Here is a 23,215-nt window from a genome sequence, read left to right as displayed (position 1 = left end):
GCGAGCAAGCCGTTATTATTGGCAAAAACAAATAACACAATGAGAGAGCTTTTATGCAACATGTTGATATAGCAATAATTGGTGGTGGAATAGTTGGCTTAACATTAGCCGCAGCACTAAAAGATGCCCCATGTAGTATTGCTGTGATAAACAAACACCCTCTCGTTGTGCCGTTGTTAGACACACCAAGCCCCAGAGTAAGCGCCATTAATCAGGCCAATATTGAGGCTTTGGATTCACTCGGTGTTTGGCAGTTTGTTCAACAAGACAGAGTTAACCCATACAAGGCAATGCATGTGTGGGATAAAGACAGTTTTGGTGATATACATTTTAATTGCGACGACATGGGTAACGACAGCTTAGGCGTGATTGCGGAAAATGCCGCGTTAGTGAACGGTCTGGCAGAAAGCGTAATGCAACAAGCGAACGTGACGATAGTGACTCAAAGTATTGAACGCATGTTAGTGGGGCCGTCGCAAAGCATGCTTATGCTAGATAATAATGACGCCATCAGTTGTAGGTTGTTAGTAGGCGCAGACGGCGCTAACTCCTCTGTGCGAAAGCAGGCCAACTTTCCCATTACCTTTCGTGATTACGAACACACGGCCATTGTGGCCAATATTCAAACCGAGCATCCACACAATAATGTTGCGCGCCAAGCCTTTACGCCAACAGGGCCGCTAGCACTTTTGCCTATGGCTAACCCGCATGTTTGTTCAATTGTTTGGTCGCAGACACCGGATGCTGCAAGTAAGCTGCAACAATGCAACGATGACGATTTCTGTCACGCCCTAACTGTGGCGAGCGACGCTGCCTTGGGAAACGTTAGCTTACAGACCTCGCGCCATACTTTTCCGTTAACCATGCGTTACGCGCGAAGCTGGGCGAAAGATGGGGTGGTGTTAGTGGGCGACGCCGCACACACCATTCATCCACTGGCGGGGCAGGGCGCCAATTTAGGCATGCAAGACGCATTGGCCTTAGCCGACACACTCTCTGCATCATTAAACCGTCAAAAAGACATTGCGCAACATCGTTATTTGCGCCCCTACGAGCGAGCGCGCAAAACCGAAGCGGTGAAAATGATAGCGGCTATGGACGGGTTTAAGTTTTTATTCGACGGTAACGACCCTGTGAAGAAACTTATTCGTGGAGTTGGGCTAGCCGCCACCGACAAACTCACTACGGTAAAGCAGGCCTTCGTAGCGCATGCTATGGGGCTTTAACGGGCTTGCGGGAAACGACGTAAGCCCTCTTTGCAACCTACAAGTGAAGACATAGAGAAGGAACGCTAAGTGAGTTGGGTGCTATTTACCTTAGGTGCAGTTTTTCTCCAAACCGGACGCAATGCCCTGCAAAGTAAACTTAGCGATAAGGTAGACACCTTAGGTGTAACCTTGTCGCGCTTTTTATTTGCGCCCCCTATTGCATTAGCGTACCTGCTGTTGCTTTCCTATTTATCTCAACCATCTTTTGACAGCCACGCTAATGTTCAGCCAGCCTGGCTAGAACTGCCTCAGTTTTCCCTTTCTTTCGTACTGGTGGTGATACTTGCAGCGCTTCTCCAAATTGCCGCCACATCGTTTATGGTCATGCTTTTTAAGCAGCGTAACTTTGCCATAGGTGCAGGCTTGGCAAAAAGTGAAGCCTTAGTGGCGGGCATTTTAGGGACTTTGTTTTTTGGCAGCTATTTGAGTGTTATCGGCTGGTTAGGGATTGTACTGGGGGGCGTGGCGGTATTTGTATTAAGTGCAGGTAAAAGCGTTCAACAGGGTGCAACCCGTAGCTTAAGCACAAAAACCTTGTGTATTGGTTTGGCCAGCGGCGCGTGTTTTGCGCTTACGTCGCTCTTTGTTCGTGAAGCCTCGCACTTATTAGCTTTGCCGCTTAAACAGGCGGCAGCCTGGGTGCTACTTTGGGTGGTAAGCATTCAAGCCGCAGGCCTTAGCCTCTACATTTTCATTCGTAAACCCAACATACTTAAACAAATGCTAGCCAATGTTCATACCGTTCTGGTGATTAGTACCGTCAGTTGTTTGGGCTCTGTGTGTTGGTTCACCGCTATGGCGCTACAGCATGTAGCCTATGTAAAAACACTCGGTCAAATAGAGGTATTGCTTACCTTGCTGCTGGCACATTTTTGGTTAAACGATAAAGTGTCGAAACGTGAGATTATTGGCCTTCTGCTTATTGGCGTAGCCGCTACTATGGTGATGTGGGCTTAAGCACTTATAAAAACGATAAATGAAAAACGACAGGGAACAACCATGAATAAACGTGATTTTTTGAAGTTTACCGGCGCAAGTCTGGCGTTGACGCCATTGGCTGGCATGGCCGCTGGCAGTGATTCAGGTAAAAATGTGACTGAATCTTTAAGCAATATAACAGGCTCGGTAAACCCTATTTCTGTTGCAGAGCGAAAGGCGCGTATCGAAAAGGCGCAGCAACTTATGAAGCAGTACAACATGGCTGCCCTGTTAATTGAACCCGGCGCAGCCATGGACTACTTTTCAGGAATACAGTGGTGGCGCAGCGAACGCTTAACTGCGTTAGTGATTCCTCAAAAAGGCGACATTGCCGTGGTAACCCCGTTTTTTGAAAAGCCCAGCGTGCTAGAAAGCTTAAAGGTGGGCGACGATGTGCGGGTATGGCAAGAGCACGAAAGCCCGTTTGAGGTAGTATCGGCAATATTAAAATCTCGCGGTATAACAAGCGGTAACATTGGTTTTGAAAGTAGCGTACGCTACTTTGTGGTTACGGGGATCGCAAACGCATTGCCCAATATGAACATTGTGCCCGCTGAGCCTGTAACCCTAGGCTGTAGAATGTACAAAACCGCCGCCGAATTAACCCTAATGCATAAAGCAAATGAAGTAACGCTGCGCGCCTATGAGTATGTGTTCAGCCAGCTTAAAGAAGGCATGAGCCAAGCTGATGTAAAAGGCTTAATGAATGCGGCGCAACGAAAATTAGGCGGCAGTGGCACCTGGTGTTTAGCGTTATTTAATGACGCCAGTGCGTACCCCCACGGCACCAATGCGAAACAAGTTATTCAAGAAGGCTCTGTTATTTTGCTTGATAGCGGATGCAGTGTACACGGGTATCAAAGTGATATAAGCCGCACCTTGGTATTTGGCAAAGCGTCGCAAAAAGTGGAAGACGTGTGGAATACCGTACGCGAGGGCCAAAATGTTGCTTTTGCCGCCGCTAAAGTGGGCGCACCTGCCGGTGGTGTTGACGACGCGGTTCGCCAATACTACGCAAGTAAAGGGTATGACAAAAATTATGCCTTACCTGGGTTAAGCCACAGAACCGGCCATGGTATAGGTATGGAAGGGCACGAAAGCGTGAACTTCGTAAGGGGTGAAACCACGCCACTTAACAAAGGCATGTGTTTTTCTAACGAACCCGGGTTATATATTCCGGGTGAGTTCGGCGTGCGGTTAGAAGATTGCCTGTACATGACCGACAAAGCGCCTGTTTACTTTACGTCTCCACCAGACAGTTTAGCTAGCCCGTTGGGCAAGCTTATGCCACTGCAAGCATAATATATGGGCTGGCTGAGTTGCCCTAGTGGCTATTCGGTAAGCCTCGCTTTAAAAAACTCAGCCAGCGTTTTACTGATAACCGGGTGTTGAGTGTCTTGGTTAAATAGGCAGATATTCACCCTGCCTAATTTAGGGAGTTTGGGGTGGTTAAGGGGCGATAGGTTTAGCGGCAAACTAGAGCGGGCGAGGGCGGTAATGCCCAGCCCTTGCTGAATAGCGGCCACCAAGCCCCCTAAATCGGCGTTCGTGTAAGTAATTTTCCACGCATAGGTTTGCTGCTTTAATTGCTCAATAACCCGGCTTCTGTACATACAGCCATCAGGGGCCAGTACCAAGGGAATATTGTTACCCACTAGTGTGTGGCTAGCATCACCTACCCATACCACTTCATCTTCAAGTACCACTTCCCCTTCCGTATCTTCACTGGGGTTTACCAGCGCCAATATTAAATCGAAATGATTGCGCTGACTGGGGTGAAGTAGATCGCGGCTTAACGCCGACGTGACCTCAAGTGATACATCGGGGTAACGTTTTGAAAACTCCCCAATTAAGCCCGGCAAAAGGGTAGAGGCAAATTCGTTAGGTATGCCTAACCGTAAGCGGCCACTTAATGGGGCAGGTGTTAGGCTTTTAAAGATATTGTCGTTAAGCTCTAGCAATTCTTTGGCTTTTGGGTAAAGCCAATTACCGTCGGCACTAGGAACATGGCGCTGACCTACTTTGGTAAATAGCTTTCGGTCTAATTGCGACTCAAGCTTTTTAATTTGCAAGCTAATAGCGGGTTGAGAGCGACCTAAAAAGTCGCCCGCTTTGGCGTAGCCTCCAAGCTCAATAACGCTAACAAAGGTGCGCAAGGTATCTAAAGAAAGCTGTTTCATTGTTGAATATGGGGTCCGACATCACCGGTATTAAACACGTCTTTAAAGAATAACACTTAAGCGTATGGTAAACCCACAACCTCGTCGCCTAAATCACCATTCTCTTAGGCGCCACCCCTTCAGAGCGTAAAAAAGAATAAATGCATAGCAAGGTATCGTTGTCCAGTAAGCATTTAAAACGCCAAAGTGATCAGCCGCAAACCCGAAGAGTAACGGAATAATTGCTCCTCCGGCTATGCCCATTATCAAAAGTGCAGAACCGCGCGCGGTGAATTTACCTAGCCCTTCTAATGCTAAAGGCCAAACAGCAGGCCAAACAATGGCGTTAGCAAGACCCAATAGTGCGATAAAGGTGATAGGGTCTGGTAGCGTTGTAATACCAGTCCAGCCCCATAAAACACTCGCAAAGAAATGACTTTCAGCGTTAGTGAAAGGTATACCGATGGACAGAGCAATACCCAAAACCGAAGAAAGAGTGAGTAATTGGTGCTGTGTGCAGACTCTCGGCACTAGTACTAAACCTAGGCTATACCCGACAACCATAAAAAACATGGTATAGGAAGTAAGACCAAGTGCTCCGGGCACGCCTAATTGTGAGCCCGCTAGGCCAATAGTATCCCCTGCAATAACCTCAACACCCACATAACAAAAAAGCGCAATCACACCTAATACGAGTTGAGGGAATTGTAATACCGAGCCTTTGCTTTTTTCGCGTTCTGCGAGTTTTTTATCCTCCACATCCAGATCGAGTTCAGGCAAGCCTGAAAAACTTAGCGCTATTGCAAGCAATACTAACGCTGCGGCCATGCCTAAGTAGGGCATGATAAGACTTTGCGCTAACTGTTGTATTTGTGCACTACGTTCAGCTTCTGGCAGGGCAGCAATACTTTGTTCGGTGATACCTGATAAGTCTCCGAGCACAAGAGCAATAAACACCATAGGTGCGAGCCAACCTGCCCCTTTATTCAGGAGTCCCATAATTGATATTCTTGCGGCCGCACTTTCTGACGGCCCAATTTTTACCAAATACGGGTTCGATGCAGTTTGTAAGATAGTTAACCCAGAACCGACAACGAATTGAGCTGTGATAAACAATATGAATGTTTGCGTTTTAGCGGCAGGAACAAATAAACAGCAACCTGCAGCAATCAATAAAAGCCCAAAAGTCATGGCATTTTTATAGCCCAACTTATTAAGCACGAATGACATAGGAAGCGCCATAACAACATACGCGATATAAAAACTAAACGCGATTAGCAGTGCCTCTGCTCCGTTCAAATTGCAAACAATTTGCAAGAAGGGGATGAGTGCTCCATTCAACCATGTGATAAAACCAAAAACGAAAAACAATGTGCCTATTATCACCATGGGGAGCATTGTTGACGGGGGGGGCTTAACTGCAGTTTGCATCACGTTTCCTTCTTATAATGTTTTTATTTCGCTGTATTGTCTTGCTTACATAATGTTTAATTTTTCAAAGTACGTCTTGCTTGTTATTTATAAAACAACAGGCTTTTCATTTCGGGTGCTTACTCAACAAACAAGCTCGCCGTTGCGCCAACAGCGAGTCACTTTTAGCTCCTTACTCAACGTTAAGAAATTAGCGATAGCACCTGTGCGCAGCGTTCCAATATTCTCTTCGCAATTAATGAACGCAGCGGGGGTAGACGTTGCCATTCGAAGCGTGGCGAGCAGGTCAACGCTTAGGTCGAAATGCGTATGCTGTATGGCTTTTTCCATGGTTAAAAGTGAACCCGCCAAGGTACCGTCGTTAAGACGTAATGCATCATTTTTACGCATGACTTTAACGCCTTGATACACAAAGTGGTCGACGTCACTCGCTGCCGGTGCCATAGCATCTGTTACCAGCATCAAGCGTTCATCACCTTTAAGCTTTATCGCTAGCTTTGCTGACACAAGATGAACGTGATGATGGTCAACAATTAACCCGCAGTAGACGTCGTCTCTATAAAGTGAGGCCCCAACCACACCAGGTTCTCTGCTGGTAAACGGTGACATGGCATTGAAAAGATGTGTAGCACCGGTAGCCCCTGCGTCAAAAGCGGCAAAGCAGTCTTGGGAAGTGGCGTTCGTGTGGCCTATAGACACAATTACGCCTGCATTGGTTAGGGTCTCAATATCTAAGGGTGAGACCGCTTCTGGTGCTAGCGTGACAATGACTTTACCAAGATCATTTCGAGTAAATAAGGCCAATTCTTTGTCGCTAAGTGTACGGATGTGCTTTGAACTATGCATGCCCTTCTTGGTTACGCTGAGATGAGGCCCTTCGAAGTGGACACCCGGGATAGCACCTGGATCCCATTTGTGACCTAAAGCTATAGCATCAGCGCCTTTATTCATAACGTCGATGTCGTCAGTGATAATGGTTGGCATTAAGCTGCCCGTACCCACTTTTAAGAAGGCTTCTGCCATTTGCTGAAGCGTACACAGTGTAGGCGTTTCGTTAAACTGAACGCCGCCTCCACCGTTTACCTGAACATCTACCATGGCGGGTATGACTAGCTCATGGATGACCTCAGCATTGCTATCATCTTCACTGTCCGAGCTGAAAGCGGTCACTCGGTTGTTACTCACTTCAAAACGCACGTTTGAATGAAATGAAAAGCCGTCAAACAGGTGTTTGGCAAAGTAAGATTTCATTGCTAGAGGGTTTCCGTCACTTTTTTAAGCCCGATAGGGCTGTCTGGATCCATATTCATCTCGCGCGCAGCTTTTTCAATATCTAAGTAAAAGCGTTGCATAACGATGAGCGCCGATGTGAGAGGATGTACATCCAATGGCACCTCAATTAAAGGGAAAACTTGGGCTCCTCTGCGGATCACTTCTTCAATTTGTGACTTATGCACGCTACTTGATGCGTCAGGAATATGGGCATCGATAACCGCGGTTTTGCGGTTTAGAAGGGATATGGGCCCGTGAAGGAATTCAGCACTACTGAAAGCCTCAGCCTGTATTCCACAGACTTCCTTCATTTTAAGCGCTATTTCTCTGGATATGGCGTAACCAAAAGCGCGGCCTAGTACAACGCATCGTTCAAGCGGAGCTAGGTGCTCTGCAGTAAGTACAAAGGAGGACGCTATTACCGACTCTAATTGTGTAGGTAAGGCAAGTAAAGCTTCGTGAAGGTCGCTACGTTTAGTGAAGTTTGCAACAATGCTTAAAAGTGCATACAAGGTCGCCAGATAGCTTTTAGTTGCGGCAACGGCAATTTCTGGCCCGGCACAAAGTGGTATAAATATATCTACGATATCTTTAACTGGTGATGACTCATCATTTACCAGCGCAACACACAGCGCACCTTTCTCTTTTGCCATTTTGGCTTGCGCGAGTATATCTGGGCTTCTACCAGATTGAGAAATGATAAAAACCAGCGCTCTATTTAATCGAAGCGATTTACCGAAAACGCTGTTTACCGATGGCGCGGCAGAAGCAACAGGCAGACCCATTTCGGTTTCAATCAGGTATTTTCCAAACACGCCGGCATGATCTGAGGTGCCGCGGCCAATAATATACACAAATTCTGGGTCATGCTTTTCTATCTCTTCAGATAGTTTGTTATAAATATGGCTATTGTTATCCAGTTGTCGTTTCAGTACTTGTGGCGTTTCTGCAGCTTCAGACGCCATTTTGGTCACATAAGCCATATCAACTCTCCTTTACCAGATGTTTTACTAATGAAATTGCACCAAATTCAGGTGAGCACTTCGCGGGCTGTAAACGTTGTTGAATATTGTCAGGTAGCCACTTAGCCCATTGCGAAGATATGCCACCAATCATTGAAATGCGTTTAGCGCCGAGTTTCTCTAGTTGAGAAATAACACCAGTAAGGTATTGCTTTCCTTCGTTCACAATACTAAGAGAAACGGGTTCATTGTCGTTAGCACACTTCACAACAATTGGCGCAAACTTACCGAAATCACTCGACTTGTAATGCAGCGATTTACCGACTATTGCTTGAGGTTCGTCTGTACCCAGAGCTTCGCACATATCTTTGACGAGTCGAGATGTAGGCACCAATGCATCGAGTGCTTCAAGGGTGTATTGCAACGCCCGCAGGCCAAGCCATGCGCCCCCCGCTTTATCGCCTAAGGGGAAGCCGTGGCCACCGATGCTGGATAAATTCTCACCTACACTTGCAAGTGCTGAACTACCGGTACCGGTTATTATAATTGCACCATCTTGACCTGCATGAGCACCTAAACAAGCAATGTGTAGATCGGTCGTTATATGTGTGTGCTTAAATGGAAAGATCCAACGTTGTGCAGTTTCTCGATAACGCGCAACGTTTACACCGGCAAGACCCATACAAACATTAAGGTCGCTCATTTTTGTTGCTGGCAATGAGGCAGCCTCTAGTGCCAGTGTCGTAGCTTCAATTATTGAAGCGAACGCGGTTTCTGCTGATTGAGCAGGGTTGCATGGACCTGACAATCCTTCGCCCAGCAATTCGCCTTGTGCATTTTCAAGTCGCGCTTTGCATTTAGTGCCACCGCCGTCAATGCCGACATAGTAATTCCGAGTCACAGGTTCCACCTTAAATCTTTATGAAAATTTGTTTGCGATAAAGGGCATATACAGGGATAAAGCATACGCAGAGAAACAGAATGACCCACAGCGTTGCACTTATAAAATCACTTGCTCCCATATTGGTCATCAATACGGTATAGCTGTTGTGTATAGATACACCAGCTACCTCCCAATCAAGAAGTTTTTCTATGATTACGTGCAGGATGTACGCGGTGATCGCGTTGGCCCCAAAGATGGTGGCTATTTGAGTGCCGCTTCTGAAACCTTTGACATCGGTGTACCACATCATACAGGCCAATATCATGGCAGCCATGCCGCCGGTGGCTAATACAAATGAGCTGGTCCACGCCTGTTTGATGAAAGGAAAACCTAGGCTCCAAATACATCCTAGAGAAAAAGTAACAAAGCCGAATACAAATAAATTCATCACCGTGGTAGGTAAGTCGTTCTTGCCTTTAACTATAATCTGGCCAATGAGCATACCCATAATACCGGTAACAATGGCAGGAAAAGTACTGAGCAGTCCTTCAGGATCCCAAGTGCCACGCCATAACATACCTGGTACAAATTGATCGAACCAATTTATAATATTCTCTCCACGAGCAAGGTGGCCGCTAGGGAGGCCTGGAGCGGGAACCAGCAGGATAAATATCCAGTACAGAAGCAAAATACTCATGCCCACTTTAACCACGGTCTTTGGTTTGCAGTAAATTGCCAAATAACAGCAAACAAGGTAAACAATACCAATCCGTTGTAACACCCCCAGTAATCTTATTTGTTCGAAGTGGGTGTAGAACAAATTAACAATGAGCCCAAGTCCAATGAGTGTAAAGCCTCTTCGCCACACTTTTTTCAAAATACTGGGCAATTGTGGTGAAGATGAATCAATATTCTTGAACCCCAAGCTTATCGCTACACCCACAATGAGAATGAAAAAAGGAAACACTAAATCGGCGAAGTTAATGCCTACCCAGTGTGCGTGCGAGAGTTCACCGTAAGTATTCGGACTGTTTACCACAATCATTGCGATTATGGTGAGCCCGCGAAATACATCGAGAGACAAAAGTCGTGCAGATGTCGTGTTTGATTTCATGTTTGTTGCTTTTTTTATGATCAGTTCTTTAACATTAACCCTTTTCTTTAATTGTTGTCAACGTTGTCAATACTGTTTTTTGAACAATAGTGAAATTCTATTTGCTACTCATTGGTTTACGAAGACTAGGAAATTTGCTTAAAGGTGGGGTTCACTTTATTCTTTCTAGCACTCAATACCTCTCACCGAAAAAGAATTTCATGAAAAAACCAACTATTAAGGATGTCGCGAAACTAGCGGGAGTATCGTTTAAAACGGTTTCGCGAGTGGTTAACCAAGAGCCAAATGTAAGTGAATCGGTAAAGAAAAAAGTGCTTGAGTCAATAAAACAATTGAACTACCAGCCAAACCATACAGCAAGGGTTATGCGTAAAGCACCATTTTCTCTTGCGTTTGTTTATGACAATCCCAACAGCCATTATGTGATTGAAATGCAAAACGGAATTATTTCTGAATGCAGGAAAAAAGGCTTTGAATTAGTCATTCACCCCACCGATTCTCACTCTGATGACGTAGGAAATGAGTTGGCGGCTATGATTGGTTCAAATCAGATTGGCGGAATTATTCTCACCCCGCCATTATCGGAAAATAAAGAGCTTGTTACGTTTTTACTCAGTAGGGATGCGAAAGTTGTGAGGATCTTATCTGGTGAGCAACCGCCTGATAAACTCGCCCCAGTTTTACACATAGACGACATAGATGCGGGATTCAAGATAACGCAATATTTGCTGGAGTTAGGCCATAGAGATATTGCTTTTCTTGGTTTTCATGCCTCGCATGAGTCTAGTTTAGGGCGAGTAAAAGGTTTTAAAAAGGCTCACGAAATCGCAAATTTCCCCTTCGATAAGAATTTTATCATTGATGGGGAGTTTACCTTTGAATCTGGTATGGAAATGGCCAAACAAGTGCTTGCCATGTCCAAACGACCTACCGCTATTTTTGCATGTAATGATGAAATTGCCGCGGGTGCTGTATTCATGGCACGTCTTAATAATCTTAAAGTTCCAGAAGACATTTCGATTGTCGGATTCGAAAACAGTCCTTTCGCCATGCAAACGTGGCCTCACCTTACCACGATTGACCAGCCCAACTTTGATATTGCAGCAACCGCTGCAGCAATGGTTATCGAAATGATGAAATCTAATGACATTCATGCTGTTGATTCAAAAGGATTTTCTCTTGATGTTGTGATAAGAGAATCGGCTTGTAGATATTCGCTTGAAAGCGCAGTTTAGCGTTTTTATCCTGCCGTAGTTTCAACTTTCTTTTTACTCAATTTAACCATATTTAGTTTTTATTTTTTGTTGACAACGTTGACATTGGTTGATAGCGTCAATGGCAGGTGATGAAAAAATCACCGCAAATAATAAGAAATTTAACTAATCAGCTGGTTGCCTGGAGCTGAACAACAACCACTACAAAGAAAATGGGAACCACATCATGAATAACGCTCGCCCAAAGAAAACGTTACTCGCCAGTGCTATCGTAGGAGTTCTTAGCTCTCCCACGCTAGTTTTCGCTCAAGCTGCTCCAGATGCTAATAGCACTGAAGTTGAACGCATTGACGTGACTTATCGTTCCAGTTTGGTCCAAGCTGCGGCACTAAAGCGCGATGAAACGAAAGTTGCAGACATTATTACATCAGAAGATATCGGCAAGTTTCCTACCGAGAATATTGCAGAAGCAATCCAACGAATCCCTGGAGTACAGATATCAAATATCAATGGTAGGGGGTCTACAATCAGTGTTCGCGGTTTAGGCTCGCAATATGCCAGAACGACGGTGAATGGCCAAACTATGGCAAGTGCGGATTTTACTGGTGGCTTTCGTTACGACATTATTCAGTCTGAACTTGCTTCAAGTATCTCGGTAATTAAATCTCCCAGTGCGGACATGGATACTGGCGGTTTGTCAGGTACCATTAATATCGACACCACGAAGCCTCTATCTTACAGTGAGCGTAAAGTGGTTGCTTCCGTTAAGGGACAATATTCGGAATTTTCACCAACCGATGATGTAACTCCTAAAGGTAATATTACCTATATCGATCAATTTGTTGATGACACAGTAGGTTTATTTTTGAACGCAGGTTATCAAGAACTTGACGATAGGGTAGATAACTTTTGGATGGGGAGATGGTTTAGCGACGATGACGGCAATGATATCCCTCGCCGTCCACGTTACCGCCGTATTGATCGCGAAACCAAACGCTATCTGATGAACGGCGCATTACAGTGGCGTCCTAGCGATAATTTCGAAACAACGTTTACGGCAATTTATGCCGATGACGACACGGTACAAGATTTGAACCAGCAGGTTTTCTTGTTCGATCGCGACGATATCACGCTACTCGGCGAACCAGTAAATGGCGTATACAATCAAGTACGTATTGAAGACTTTACACTTGAAAATAACCGACAAGCTGAAGACAAACAAGCTACGAGTAAAGCATTTACGCTTGAAACGAAGTACGAGACAGATAATTGGACTTTATTCGGTATCGCTCACTACACAAAAGGTGAGGCTGTACACGCAGAAGAGGCGGTAATCTTAGCGACTACAGTGTCTGCGAACATGGATATATCAGACCGCAATAACGTTGTGTTTAATGTGGATGAGGATCTAACCGACCCTTCTTTATACCCTGCTGATATGCCAAGAAACGAGTACCCGAATGGTGCAACTCGATATATGGATTCTTCTGAAAGCGCGCTTCAATTTGATGCAATTCGCTCGCTTGAAGGCGACTTCTTTACTGGTTTTGCTTTTGGAGGAAAATTCCGTAAAGAAGAATTCAACAGAGAAGTTTTTCGTACTGACAGGTTTGCCATTGGTGAAGCTGACCCAAGCGACCTTCCGTTAATGAGTGACTTTAACTATATGGTCACTGATTTCTTAGACAACCAAATGTCTATAGAGCATGGCTGGGTGGCACCTGATATTCAGGCCTACCGAGATGCGCTTGTAGCTGAGGGGGTAACGGTTCCCACTTTATTCGCTGCTCAATCTTCATATTCGATAGAGCGAGATATTCTATCGGTTTACGGAAAAGTTGATTTTGAAAGTTACGTAGGTGAAATGACGTTGAGAGGAAATATTGGTGGTCGTTATGAAACTACCGATAGAACGATTAATACCTATTTGACCGGAGAGGATGACCCGACTAACTCTGAAATCAGTTTAGTGATTGGCGAAACGGCATTCGACTACGATTACAACAATTTTTTACCGAGTGTAAACCTTGTGCTTGAATTGACAGATGAAGTACAAGCGCGATTTGCTGCCGCTAAAGTATTAGTTCGTCCACTATTGACATCTCGCACACAAATAGCGGCCTCGGAAACGTCAGTAAACAACTCTTTCGGTACGCGAACCTACACCGTAGACCTTGGCCAGCCTAACATGAAAGCGTTGACAGCTGATCAAGCCGACTTAGGGATAGAATGGTATTACGGCGAAGGGGATAGCGTAGCACTTACTCTTTTCTGGAAAGAAATTAAGAATGGGTCGGTTTCTGAGTTTGTTTGCCCTGATAGCTACAGTGATGTTGCCCTAAGTGGAACGCCGGAAGACTGCGTGGACACGCAAGGTAACATCTATGAAATCACCAGCACCTACAACGATGATAGCGGTACGACTATCAAAGGGTATGAGCTAGGTTGGAACCAGAGCCTTGACGCATTGTTACCTATCGATGGTTTCGGTTTCTCGGCAAACTATACCTTCATTGATGCAGAAGACAGTGAAGACTTCGTGCTAACCAATTCTTCAGAAGAAACGTGGAATTTCATTGGATATTGGGAAAACGACACCTTCAGTGCACGGGTCGCTGTAAATAATCGAAGCCCTTACGTCCAAGATAATACCGATGCGTTTTTTGCTCGCGAGGGAAGGGTAGTCGATGGTAGAAATCAAGTTGATATTCTATTGAGCTATAACGTTACTGAAGCTCTTAATCTTCGTTTTGGTGCACTAAATCTCAATGGTAACAACGAAGAAGCCTATTTCACGGAAGAAAAGCCGGTTTGGCAGACAACAAGTATTATAGGTTCTAGCTACTATTTGAGTGCGGTGTACTCATTTTAAGTCAAAGGTGCTGCGGGTAACCGCAGCATTTTTTCTACGATTTATCAGGATATTAAGTAATGAAAAAAACGTGGTCACTCTCGATAAGCGCCTTATGCCTAAGCTTATCTGCTGTATTAGTTGGCTGCGACAAGCAGCAAGACGTTTCAGACGTTGCCCCTAAACAAGCAGAACCAGCGGTAAGCGCTGTGTTAGAGCGAGTTACGCAAGGACAAGTAAAAAATATATCAACAATTAAAGTGGCTGATGATGAGCCAGAATGGTTTGAAGTAAACGTCATTGATGGACAAGCAGAAGTGCTGGCAAATAGTCATACCGCACTAGCGTATGGCGCTTATCAATACTTGCGAGAACAGGGCGCTTTGTCAGTAAGTTGGGAAGGAAAGCGCGTTGCGTTCCCTGATGTGTTTGAAGACTTTGATGGTGCAAAAACAACAACCCCATTTGAGCAACGCACTTACCTGAATGTTTGTGCTTACGGCTATACAACACCTTGGTGGGGCTGGGAGCGTTGGGAGAAAGAAATAGACTGGATGGCGCTTCACGGAGTAAACAATCCTGTAGCCATGGAAGGGCAAGAATTTGTATGGCAAGCATTATGGAAGGATTTCGACGTTACCGATAAAGAACTAGCCGATTACTTTTCTGGCCCAGCATTCACGCCATGGCAACGCATGGGGAATATCGAAGGGCACGAGGGGCCTCTGCCGCAAAGTTGGATAAACAAAAAACATCAACTGCAAAAACAAATCCTCAAGCGCATGAAAGCGTTGGGTATGCAGCCCGTTGTACCTGCGTTTAGTGGCTATGTACCTAAAGCGTTTGTTGAGCGTTTTCCCGACGCCAAGGTTTATGAAATGCCACGCTGGACTGGATTTGAAAATGCTACCTATTGGTTAGACCCTGCTGACCCGCTTTTTAAGACGGTAGCTAAGCGATTTATTGAGCTTTATACCGAGATTTACGGTGAGCAAAAATATTACCTATCTGACGCATTTAACGAAATGCTACCGCCGGTTTCTGAAGAGAACCGACACGCTGAGCTAGCATCTTATGGAAAACGCATCTATGAATCTATCGCGCAGGTTGCACCTGATGCTGTATGGGTAATGCAAGGATGGATGTTTGGTGCAGACGAAGAGTTCTGGGACCTCGCGTCTATTGAAGCTTTCTTAAAAGATGTTCCTGATCAAAAAGCAATGATCCACGACATCGGCAATGATAGATACCACGTGTGGCAGCGAACAGAAGGCTTTAAAGGCAAGCCGTGGGTATTTGGCTTCATTCACAATTATGGTGGTTCTGACCCTGTATACGCTGATTTTGCAGACTATGTTGAGCAGCTGGACGTGGTGACAAGCTCTATTAAAAAAGGCGCGTTGACCGGTTTTGGTGTATTTCCCGAAGGGATCCATAACAATTCTGTGGCCTATGAATTTCTGTTCGATTTGCCTTGGAACGCCAAGCCCGATATGAAAGAGTGGCTAGCAAATTATACTAAAGCGCGCTACGGAAAGACTTCACCTGAACTTATCGCAGCATGGGAAGAGCTGATTAACGGGGTATTTTCTGTTAGCTATTGGAAAAGCCGCTGGTGGGAAGGCTCAGCTGGCGCGTACTTGCTGTTTAAGCGCCCAACAATCGACATTGTAAATTTTGATGGGCATCCGGGCAATTTAATGGCGTTAGACGATGGTATTTCACAGCTAATTGAGCTGGCACCGTTGATGGATAATGCGTACCTATATCAGTACGATATTGTCGATTTTGTGAAGCATGCAGTATCTTCACATGTTGACCTTATGCTGCAAGAGGTGGTTAACGCGTATTCATCAAAAGACTTTGAACGTGGCGACGAACTTATGGCCTCAATTGACGTTGCCATCACTAAATTAGACAACTTGCTAGGGTTTCATCAAGAAAGCCTGCACACGTGGTTAAGTGACGCCGCAGCTTATGGTGAGACTGCGCAAGAGTCTGCTTATTACGTAAATAATGCGCGGCTGCAAGTAACGCAATGGGGAGGGCCAAAGCTGAAAGATTATGCATCTAAAGCGTGGCAGGGTATGTACAAAGACTACTATCTACCACGCTGGAAAATGTACTTATCCGCGTACCGCATTGCACAGGAAACTCAAACACCGTTTGACGATGCTGCGCTACAGGAAGCGCTGATAAACTGGGAGCGTGATTGGATAAAACGATCTGATATTCCAGTGCAATATACCCCTGAAACACCAATCGAAGATGCGCAAGCGCTGATGGAAACCATACCGCGATAATAAAAACGCGTCTATTCACTCATACTGACAGCCCCGTTACTATCTAAGTACGGGGCTTTTTACATTTGCATACCTAATCCAGCTGTGCCAATACATTTGTTTTTCAAATGTATTGATAAAAATTTCCAATTTGTTGCATAAACGCTAGCTCACTATACTCAATCTCGTTTTCTACCTTTCAATTCAAAAAGAGTAAGTGGAATGTCTAACACTACCGCCTTACACGCCAAGCACCTAGAAGCTGGCGCGAAAATGGTCGATTTCTTCGGCTGGGATATGCCCATTAACTATGGTTCACAAATTGAAGAGCATCACGCGGTGCGCAAAGACGCGGGTATGTTCGATGTGTCTCACATGACCATTGTTGATGCAAAGGGCGCGCAAGCGAAAGCCTATCTTCAGTATCTACTTGCAAACGACGTAGCGAAGTTAAAAGACAAAGGCAAAGCGCTGTACAGCGGCATGCTGAATGAAGAAGGCGGTGTAGTAGACGACCTTATTGTTTACCACTTCGACGAATCCAACTACCGCCTAGTGGTTAATTCAGCAACCCGCGAAAAAGACATGAACTGGTTAATGAGCAAAGCCGAAGGGTTTGACGTAACCATTACCGAACGCCCTGAGTTCGCCATGATTGCCGTACAAGGCCCTAACGCAAAAGAAAAAGCAGCCACCTTGTTCAGCGCAGCGCAAAAAGAAGCGGTAGCAGGCATGAAGCCATTCTTTGGCGTACAAGCGGAAGACTTGTTCATTGCTACCACAGGTTATACCGGTGAAGCAGGCTACGAAATTATGGTGCCTACTGAGCAAGCCGCAAGCTTCTGGCAAGGCTTATTAGATGCTGGAGTACAGCCTTGCGGATTAGGTGCACGTGACACGCTGCGTTTAGAAGCGGGCATGAACTTATACGGCCAAGATATGGATGAAACCGTATCGCCACTAGCCGCCAACATGGGCTGGACAATTACCTGGGAGCCGGCCGATCGCGATTTCGTAGGGCGTAAAGCACTAGAAGCACAGCGCGAAGCAGGTACCGACAAGCTAGTTGGCTTGGTGATGACTGAAAAAGGCGTGCTTCGTCATGGCCTTAAAGTGAAAACAGAAAGCGGCGAAGGCGTTATCACATCAGGTACTTTCTCGCCAACACTAGGTCACTCAATTGCCATGGCACGAGTACCACGTGATGTTGGTGAAACAGTAGAAGTGGAAATGCGCAAAAAGTGGGTTACAGTAAAAGTGGTTAAGCCCTCCTTTGTTCGCAATGGAAAAAGTGTTTTATAAAATAACTTCTTAAGTTTACAAAGATTAACAGGAACGATTATGAGCAACATCCCAACTGATTTACGCTATGCCTCCACGCACGAATGGGTACGCCCAGATGGTGACGGTGTTTTCACTGTAGGTATTTCTGAGCACGCTCAAGGCCTACTTGGCGACATGGTATTTGTAGAGCTGCCAGACGTTGGCGATGCCGTAAGTACTGGCGACGATATTTGTGTTGCTGAATCGGTAAAAGCGGCGTCTGACGTTTATGCACCTATTTCAGGTGAAATTGTTGAAGTTAATGAAGACCTAGAAGACTCACCAGAGCTGGTTAACTCTGACCCCTATGGTGACGGCTGGTTATTCAAAATTAAAGCTGACGATGCGGCAGAAGTAGAAGGCCTACTTGACGCAGAAGGCTACGAAAACAGCATAGACGAAGAGTAATTCGTTACGCCATTTTCATGTAGTACATTTTGAAAAAGGGGCCTATGTATAGCGCCCCTTTTTAAATTTAAGATTTAACGCGCCCTTGCGGCAACCATTACGAGTGCTTAACAACGTTATGTCGAATACTTCCCCAACATTGGCTCAACTAGAGCAAAAAGATACCTTTATCCGCCGTCATATTGGCCCGGGAAAAGGTGAAATTGAAGAAATGCTGTCTGCCATTGGTGCAAGCTCATTAGACGATTTAATTGAGCAAACCGTACCGGCAGGTATTGCGCTACCAGAGCCATTAAAATGTGGTGAAGGGGCGACAGAAGTTGAAGCATTAAATGAACTTAAAGCTGTTGCACAAAAGAACAAAATCAACCGTTCTTTCATTGGTATGGGTTACTACGATACCCACGTACCCAACGTTATTCTTCGCAACGTGCTAGAAAACCCAGGTTGGTATACCGCGTACACGCCCTATCAGCCAGAAATTGCCCAAGGTCGTTTGGAAGCTATCCTTAACTTCCAACAGGTAACTATCGACTTAACTGGCCTAGAGCTAGCATCAGCATCGTTGCTTGATGAAGGTACTGCGGCCGCAGAAGCTATGGGCCTTGCTAAGCGTGTATCTAAGAACAAAAAAGCGAATGCGTTCTTTATTGCCAATGATGTTCACCCACAAACCGTAGACGTGGTAGAAACCCGCGCTGAAATGTTCGGTTTTGAAATCATTAAAGGTGAAGCAGAAGAAGCAGCTGAGCACGATATTTTTGGTGCGCTACTTCAATACCCAACTTCTACAGGCGAAGTAAAGGACATCAGCGACATCATTGCTGCGGTACAAGCGAAAAAAGGGATTGTGGCAGTAGCCGCTGACCTTATGAGCTTGGTAATGCTTAAGTCGCCAGGCGAGCTAGGTGCAGACGTTGCACTTGGTAGTGCACAGCGCTTTGGTGTACCTATGGGCTACGGTGGCCCGCACGCCGCATTCTTTGCTACACGCGACAGCTACAAGCGCTCACTACCAGGGCGTATTATTGGGGTAAGTAAAGACACCCGCGGACGCCCAGCACTTCGCATGGCGCTACAAACCCGTGAACAACACATTCGCCGTGAAAAAGCCAACTCGAACATTTGTACCGCGCAGGTATTACTTGCCAACATGGCAAGCTTCTATGCCGTTTACCACGGCCCACAAGGCTTAAAAACAATCGCCGAGCGTATTCACCGCTTTGCCGACATTTTGGCGACAGGATTAACCCAAAAAGGGCTAGCACTTAAACATAGCACCTACTTCGACACCTTAACCATTATGGTTGACAATAAAGAAGCGGTACTAAACAAGGCTTACGAACAGGGCTTAAATTTACGTGCCGACCTTGAAGGCGCGGTAGGTGTGTCGTTAGATGAAACCACCACCCGTGAAGACATTATTGCACTATTCGATGTGCTTCTAGGTGAAGAGCACGGCCTAACGGTTGAAGACTTAGACGCTAGCGTAACCACACAAGGCGTTAAGTCTATTCCTGACACGCTAGTTCGTACCAGCGACATTTTAACCCATGAAGTGTTTAACAAGTATCACTCTGAAACAGAGATGCTTCGTTACATCAAAAGCCTTGAAAACAAAGACTTGGCACTAAACCACTCAATGATTTCATTGGGTTCGTGCACCATGAAGCTAAACGCAACGGCTGAGATGATCCCAGTAACTTGGGCTGAATTCGGCCAGCTTCACCCGTTTGCACCACTAAACCAAGCCGAAGGCTATCAAAAAATGATTGCCGAGTTGGCTGAGTGGCTCATTAACGTAACAGGCTACGACAACCTTTCAATGCAGCCTAACTCAGGTGCACAAGGTGAATACGCAGGCCTATTGGCTATTCAGCGTTACCATGAAAGCCGCGGCGAAGGGCACAGAAACGTGTGCCTAATTCCAAGCTCAGCCCACGGTACCAACCCTGCGTCTGCACAAATGGTTAGCCTAAAAGTGGTAGTAGTGGCTTGTGATGCTAACGGTAACGTAGACCTTGACGACCTTCGCAAAAAAGCAGAAGAAGTGGGCGACAACCTATCGTGCGCCATGATCACATACCCGTCTACCCACGGCGTGTACGAAGAAACCGTACGTGAAATGTGTGACATTGTTCACCAATACGGCGGCCAGGTGTACATGGACGGTGCGAACATGAACGCGCAGGTGGGCATTACATCACCGGGCTTCATTGGTTCGGATGTATCGCACCTTAACTTACACAAAACCTTCTGTATTCCACACGGTGGTGGTGGCCCAGGTATGGGGCCCATTGGTGTTAAATCGCACCTAGCACCGTTCCTACCAAACCATACTGTGGTGAATATTGAAACCGCTGGCAAAAACTGCGGCGCCGTTTCAGCCGCGCCATGGGGCAGTGCGTCTATTCTGCCTATTAGCTACATGTACATTAAAATGATGGGCAGCGCTGGTTTACGCAAAGCCACTGAAGTAGCAATTCTAAATGCCAACTATGTAGCTAAGCAGCTAGAAGGGCACTTCCCCGTGCTTTATAAAGGTAACAATGGCCGCGTAGCACACGAATGTATTATTGATCTTCGCCCGCTTAAAGAAGCAAGCGGCGTTACCGAGCTAGATATTGCAAAACGCCTTAACGACTACGGCTTCCACGCCCCAACCATGAGCTTCCCAGTAGCGGGTACGCTTATGATTGAGCCTACAGAGTCGGAAGCGAAGTACGAACTAGACCGTTTCATTAACGCCATGGTTAGCATTCGCCAAGAAATTGCGAAAGTAGAAAGCGGCGAGTGGGATGCCACAGACAACCCGCTACACAACGCACCACACACGCTAGCTGACATCTGTGACAGCGACTGGAACCGTAGCTACGACCGCATGTTAGCGGCGTACCCAGCACCAGAAGTACACAGAAATAAATTCTGGCCAACGGTTAACCGCATTGATGATGTTTATGGTGACCGTAACCTGATCTGTTCTTGCCCTAGCATTGAGAGTTATGTTGAGGAATAGGTTGGTGTTCTAGCAGCATTGCTGTTAGTGCTTAGTTGATTAGAAAGGCGAACCTGTTGGTTCGCCTTTTTTGTGTCTTTTAAGGTCTAGTGTTTAAACGCCTATTAAATGCAAAGCAGGCCTTCATCAATGGAGTCTTCAAAGTCTGCTTCAGACAAATTGCGGTCATTTACTGGCAGTTGTGAAACTGAGGCTGACAGACTTTAATCGGCCGTTGGCAGACACTGGATGATGTTTAGATAAGTGGCAGCAAACAACCTATAGCCGTCATTAGCAAATTTATGAAGTCAGACTGTTTTGATTGAATTATGCACATACAGCTTGTATGGGTTGTCGATCTGCTCAGGGTGGAAAGCGGACGGTCATTACTCACTGTCTTAGACATAACTTTGTGCCAAAAGTCTTCAATCATGGCCGTAACCACAAACACTAAAAAGCAGCTAAATCGAGCTGAGGCTTATCAATTAAGCTTTCCAGCATTACTTGATGTCCCTTTGCGTTCTCTCAGGCTGATATCAATGTCGGGCTTTCAACTGCAAAGATATCAATTTAAAAGTTATAGCGTCTCAAGAAAATTTACAATTGAAGATTTCAACTCTTCGTCATCTTGGGCTATTAGCTTTAAAGCTTTTGTTCCGTATTTTTTTGCTAGTACCAAGTCTTCACGTTGCTTGTGACCCTTGGCTAAATTAAAGTTAACCCATGCAGAATCTGGATATAACTCAGCGTTATACTCTAATAGCTTCATACCTTTCCGGGGAGAGTGGATACCATTTGTCACATAGTCGGCAGCGAAATTGATTGGCCCCATGCGTGGTTTAATTTCGTAATAAAGGTCAGCTGATAGCTTTTCATAATGTTCAGAAATTGCCTCAGGCCCTTTCTCCATTGCTTTGAAAGGTAAAACCCAGTTTCTATAAAGTTCGTTGGTCGCATTTACCAACCCGGTCATATTTGTTGCAACATGAGGCAGGGTGGCGAAAACTTCACTTTTAACTCTTAATCCTGAAACACTATTTTCTTTGAAAAAAGTTTGCAACTTTAAAAAAGAAGATGCCATTGTGTTTTCTGGTTCATACTCACTTTCAACAATTTCATCTCCTAAGTTCATATATATGAATTGCTCTAAAGACTTACGTGATGCAAGGTATTCAATTATTTTTTCAACAGTCTTATTATCTCCCCAGTGAAGAGATGGGCTGAAAGCATAGTGTGCTGTAAATAGCTCAGGACGCGCTTGAACAGTATATAACGAAAATAAACCACCCAAGGAGTGACCTTCCAAAATTCTAAATTCAGAAGTCTGATAATTCGAGTCCACAAAGGGAATGAGTTCCTTTTCCATGTAATCTAAGAAAGCATCAGCTTTACCGCTAGGTACATCAGCAGTTGGGTGTGGGCTAGGAGTATAGTCTCTAATACGGTTTTCATTATCAATAGTGACAACAATAGTTTCAGGAATTAGCCATTCACTATAAAAATGTGCGATGACCGCGCTAACCGTTTTTTTGTAATACTTGCCGTCCAAAGCATATAGGACAGGGTATCTATGATTGGAATCTTTTTTATACTCTTCAGGAAGGTACACACTTATTTTTTGTTCTTCATTGAGTATTTTTGAATTTAACACATGCTCTTTTAAAGTAAGCTCTTGCGCTAGTATCGAACTTGAACAATAAAACAATAACAGTAAGCAAAATGAGAAACTCCCTAGTAGATTCATGCTTTCCCTAACTTTTTGAGGTGATTTGATATTTCAATGTACAACTTCGCCTATCAATATTCAAACTTACTGACGCTTTGGCAGTGGTAATAATATTGGAAAGTAAAAAGTCATTGATTTGCGCCTGAGCTATTTTTACTAGCAGTAAGACAGCAAATTTCATCGCTATCACCGGCCACAATCCGCTCAAAATGTGCGCTCATGTCTAAAGTAGCGAGCGTCAGCTTACCACCCAATGTGATCAGTCAATCCTGAGATGCTCTGCGTCTGGAACTGGCACTAAGCCGGTTATCATAAGAAAAATCCTTATGTCTGCAATGTCGGATTAGCT

Annotated in this window: 16 protein-coding genes; 9 read left to right on the top strand and 7 right to left on the bottom strand. The window is 45.3% G+C overall.

Going from position 1 to position 23,215, the window contains the following annotated elements; all coding sequences use genetic code 11:
* The first annotated feature begins 53 nt into the window (after positions 1-53).
* The 3 genes from EP13_RS13765 to EP13_RS13755 all read left to right on the top strand — a co-directional run bounded on the left by EP13_RS13765 (position 54) and on the right by EP13_RS13755 (position 3,548).
* The gene (locus tag EP13_RS13765; RefSeq protein ID WP_044057784.1) at positions 54-1,226 is read left to right on the top strand and encodes an FAD-dependent monooxygenase; all 1,173 of its coding nucleotides are present in this window, start codon (positions 54-56) and stop codon (positions 1,224-1,226) included.
* Between the two features lie 69 nt (positions 1,227-1,295).
* On the top strand, positions 1,296-2,225 hold the full coding sequence (locus tag EP13_RS13760) for an EamA family transporter (protein WP_044057783.1): 930 nt from the start codon (positions 1,296-1,298) through the stop codon (positions 2,223-2,225).
* A gap of 42 nt (positions 2,226-2,267) precedes the next feature.
* Positions 2,268-3,548, top strand: a complete 1,281-nt coding sequence (locus tag EP13_RS13755) for a M24 family metallopeptidase (protein ID WP_044057782.1) — start codon at positions 2,268-2,270, stop codon at positions 3,546-3,548.
* A gap of 29 nt (positions 3,549-3,577) precedes the next feature.
* Here the strand turns inward: EP13_RS13755 and EP13_RS13750 are convergent, their stop codons facing one another.
* From EP13_RS13750 to EP13_RS13725, 6 genes are all read right to left on the bottom strand, one after another.
* The gene (locus EP13_RS13750; RefSeq protein ID WP_044057781.1) at positions 3,578-4,426 is read right to left on the bottom strand and encodes a LysR family transcriptional regulator; all 849 of its coding nucleotides are present in this window, start codon (positions 4,424-4,426) and stop codon (positions 3,578-3,580) included.
* 93 nt (positions 4,427-4,519) lie between these two features.
* Positions 4,520-5,836, bottom strand: a complete 1,317-nt coding sequence (locus EP13_RS13745; protein ID WP_044057780.1) for a sugar MFS transporter — start codon at positions 5,834-5,836, stop codon at positions 4,520-4,522.
* A 123-nt stretch (positions 5,837-5,959) separates the two neighbouring features.
* On the bottom strand, positions 5,960-7,087 hold the full coding sequence (gene nagA / locus EP13_RS13740) for an N-acetylglucosamine-6-phosphate deacetylase (RefSeq protein ID WP_044057779.1): 1,128 nt from the start codon (positions 7,085-7,087) through the stop codon (positions 5,960-5,962).
* A 2-nt stretch (positions 7,088-7,089) separates the two neighbouring features.
* Positions 7,090-8,091, bottom strand: coding sequence for a glucosamine-6-phosphate deaminase NagB-II (gene nagB-II, locus EP13_RS13735; protein ID WP_044057778.1), 1,002 nt, complete (start codon positions 8,089-8,091; stop codon positions 7,090-7,092).
* A gap of 1 nt (position 8,092) precedes the next feature.
* On the bottom strand, positions 8,093-8,971 hold the full coding sequence (locus EP13_RS13730) for a BadF/BadG/BcrA/BcrD ATPase family protein (RefSeq protein WP_044059006.1): 879 nt from the start codon (positions 8,969-8,971) through the stop codon (positions 8,093-8,095).
* A 10-nt stretch (positions 8,972-8,981) separates the two neighbouring features.
* A complete protein-coding gene (locus tag EP13_RS13725) occupies positions 8,982-10,067 on the bottom strand; it encodes an acyltransferase family protein (RefSeq protein WP_044057777.1) in 1,086 nt (361 codons plus the stop codon).
* Positions 10,068-10,267: 200 nt separating this feature from the next.
* Between EP13_RS13725 and EP13_RS13720 the strand changes: the two genes are divergently transcribed.
* From EP13_RS13720 to gcvP, 6 genes are all read left to right on the top strand, one after another.
* Positions 10,268-11,302, top strand: a complete 1,035-nt coding sequence (locus tag EP13_RS13720; RefSeq protein ID WP_044057776.1) for a LacI family DNA-binding transcriptional regulator — start codon at positions 10,268-10,270, stop codon at positions 11,300-11,302.
* 205 nt (positions 11,303-11,507) lie between these two features.
* Entirely contained in the window at positions 11,508-14,153 is a 2,646-nt protein-coding gene (locus EP13_RS13715; protein WP_044057775.1) for a TonB-dependent receptor, read from the top strand.
* A 59-nt stretch (positions 14,154-14,212) separates the two neighbouring features.
* On the top strand, positions 14,213-16,435 hold the full coding sequence (locus EP13_RS13710; RefSeq protein ID WP_081869509.1) for an alpha-N-acetylglucosaminidase: 2,223 nt from the start codon (positions 14,213-14,215) through the stop codon (positions 16,433-16,435).
* Between the two features lie 201 nt (positions 16,436-16,636).
* Positions 16,637-17,716 carry a glycine cleavage system aminomethyltransferase GcvT gene (gene gcvT / locus EP13_RS13705; protein ID WP_044057774.1) on the top strand — a complete coding sequence of 360 codons (1,080 nt, stop codon included), beginning with the start codon at positions 16,637-16,639 and terminating at the stop codon, positions 17,714-17,716.
* 39 nt (positions 17,717-17,755) lie between these two features.
* Positions 17,756-18,145 (top strand): glycine cleavage system protein GcvH, encoded by a 390-nt coding sequence (gene gcvH, locus EP13_RS13700; protein WP_044057773.1) that lies wholly within the window; start codon positions 17,756-17,758, stop codon positions 18,143-18,145.
* 118 nt (positions 18,146-18,263) lie between these two features.
* Positions 18,264-21,161, top strand: a complete 2,898-nt coding sequence (gene gcvP / locus EP13_RS13695) for an aminomethyl-transferring glycine dehydrogenase (protein ID WP_044057772.1) — start codon at positions 18,264-18,266, stop codon at positions 21,159-21,161.
* A 556-nt stretch (positions 21,162-21,717) separates the two neighbouring features.
* Here the strand turns inward: gcvP and EP13_RS13690 are convergent.
* Positions 21,718-22,884 carry an alpha/beta hydrolase gene (locus EP13_RS13690; protein WP_044057771.1) on the bottom strand — a complete coding sequence of 389 codons (1,167 nt, stop codon included), beginning with the start codon at positions 22,882-22,884 and terminating at the stop codon, positions 21,718-21,720.
* Positions 22,885-23,215: the final 331 nt, after the last annotated feature.

Origin of the sequence: Alteromonas australica (assembly GCF_000730385.1) — a bacterium.
In the GTDB taxonomy this organism is placed as follows: Bacteria; Pseudomonadota; Gammaproteobacteria; order Enterobacterales; family Alteromonadaceae; genus Alteromonas; species Alteromonas australica.
The sequence above is the reverse complement of the archived record's forward strand: the minus strand, read 5'-3'. Positions and strand labels throughout refer to the sequence as shown.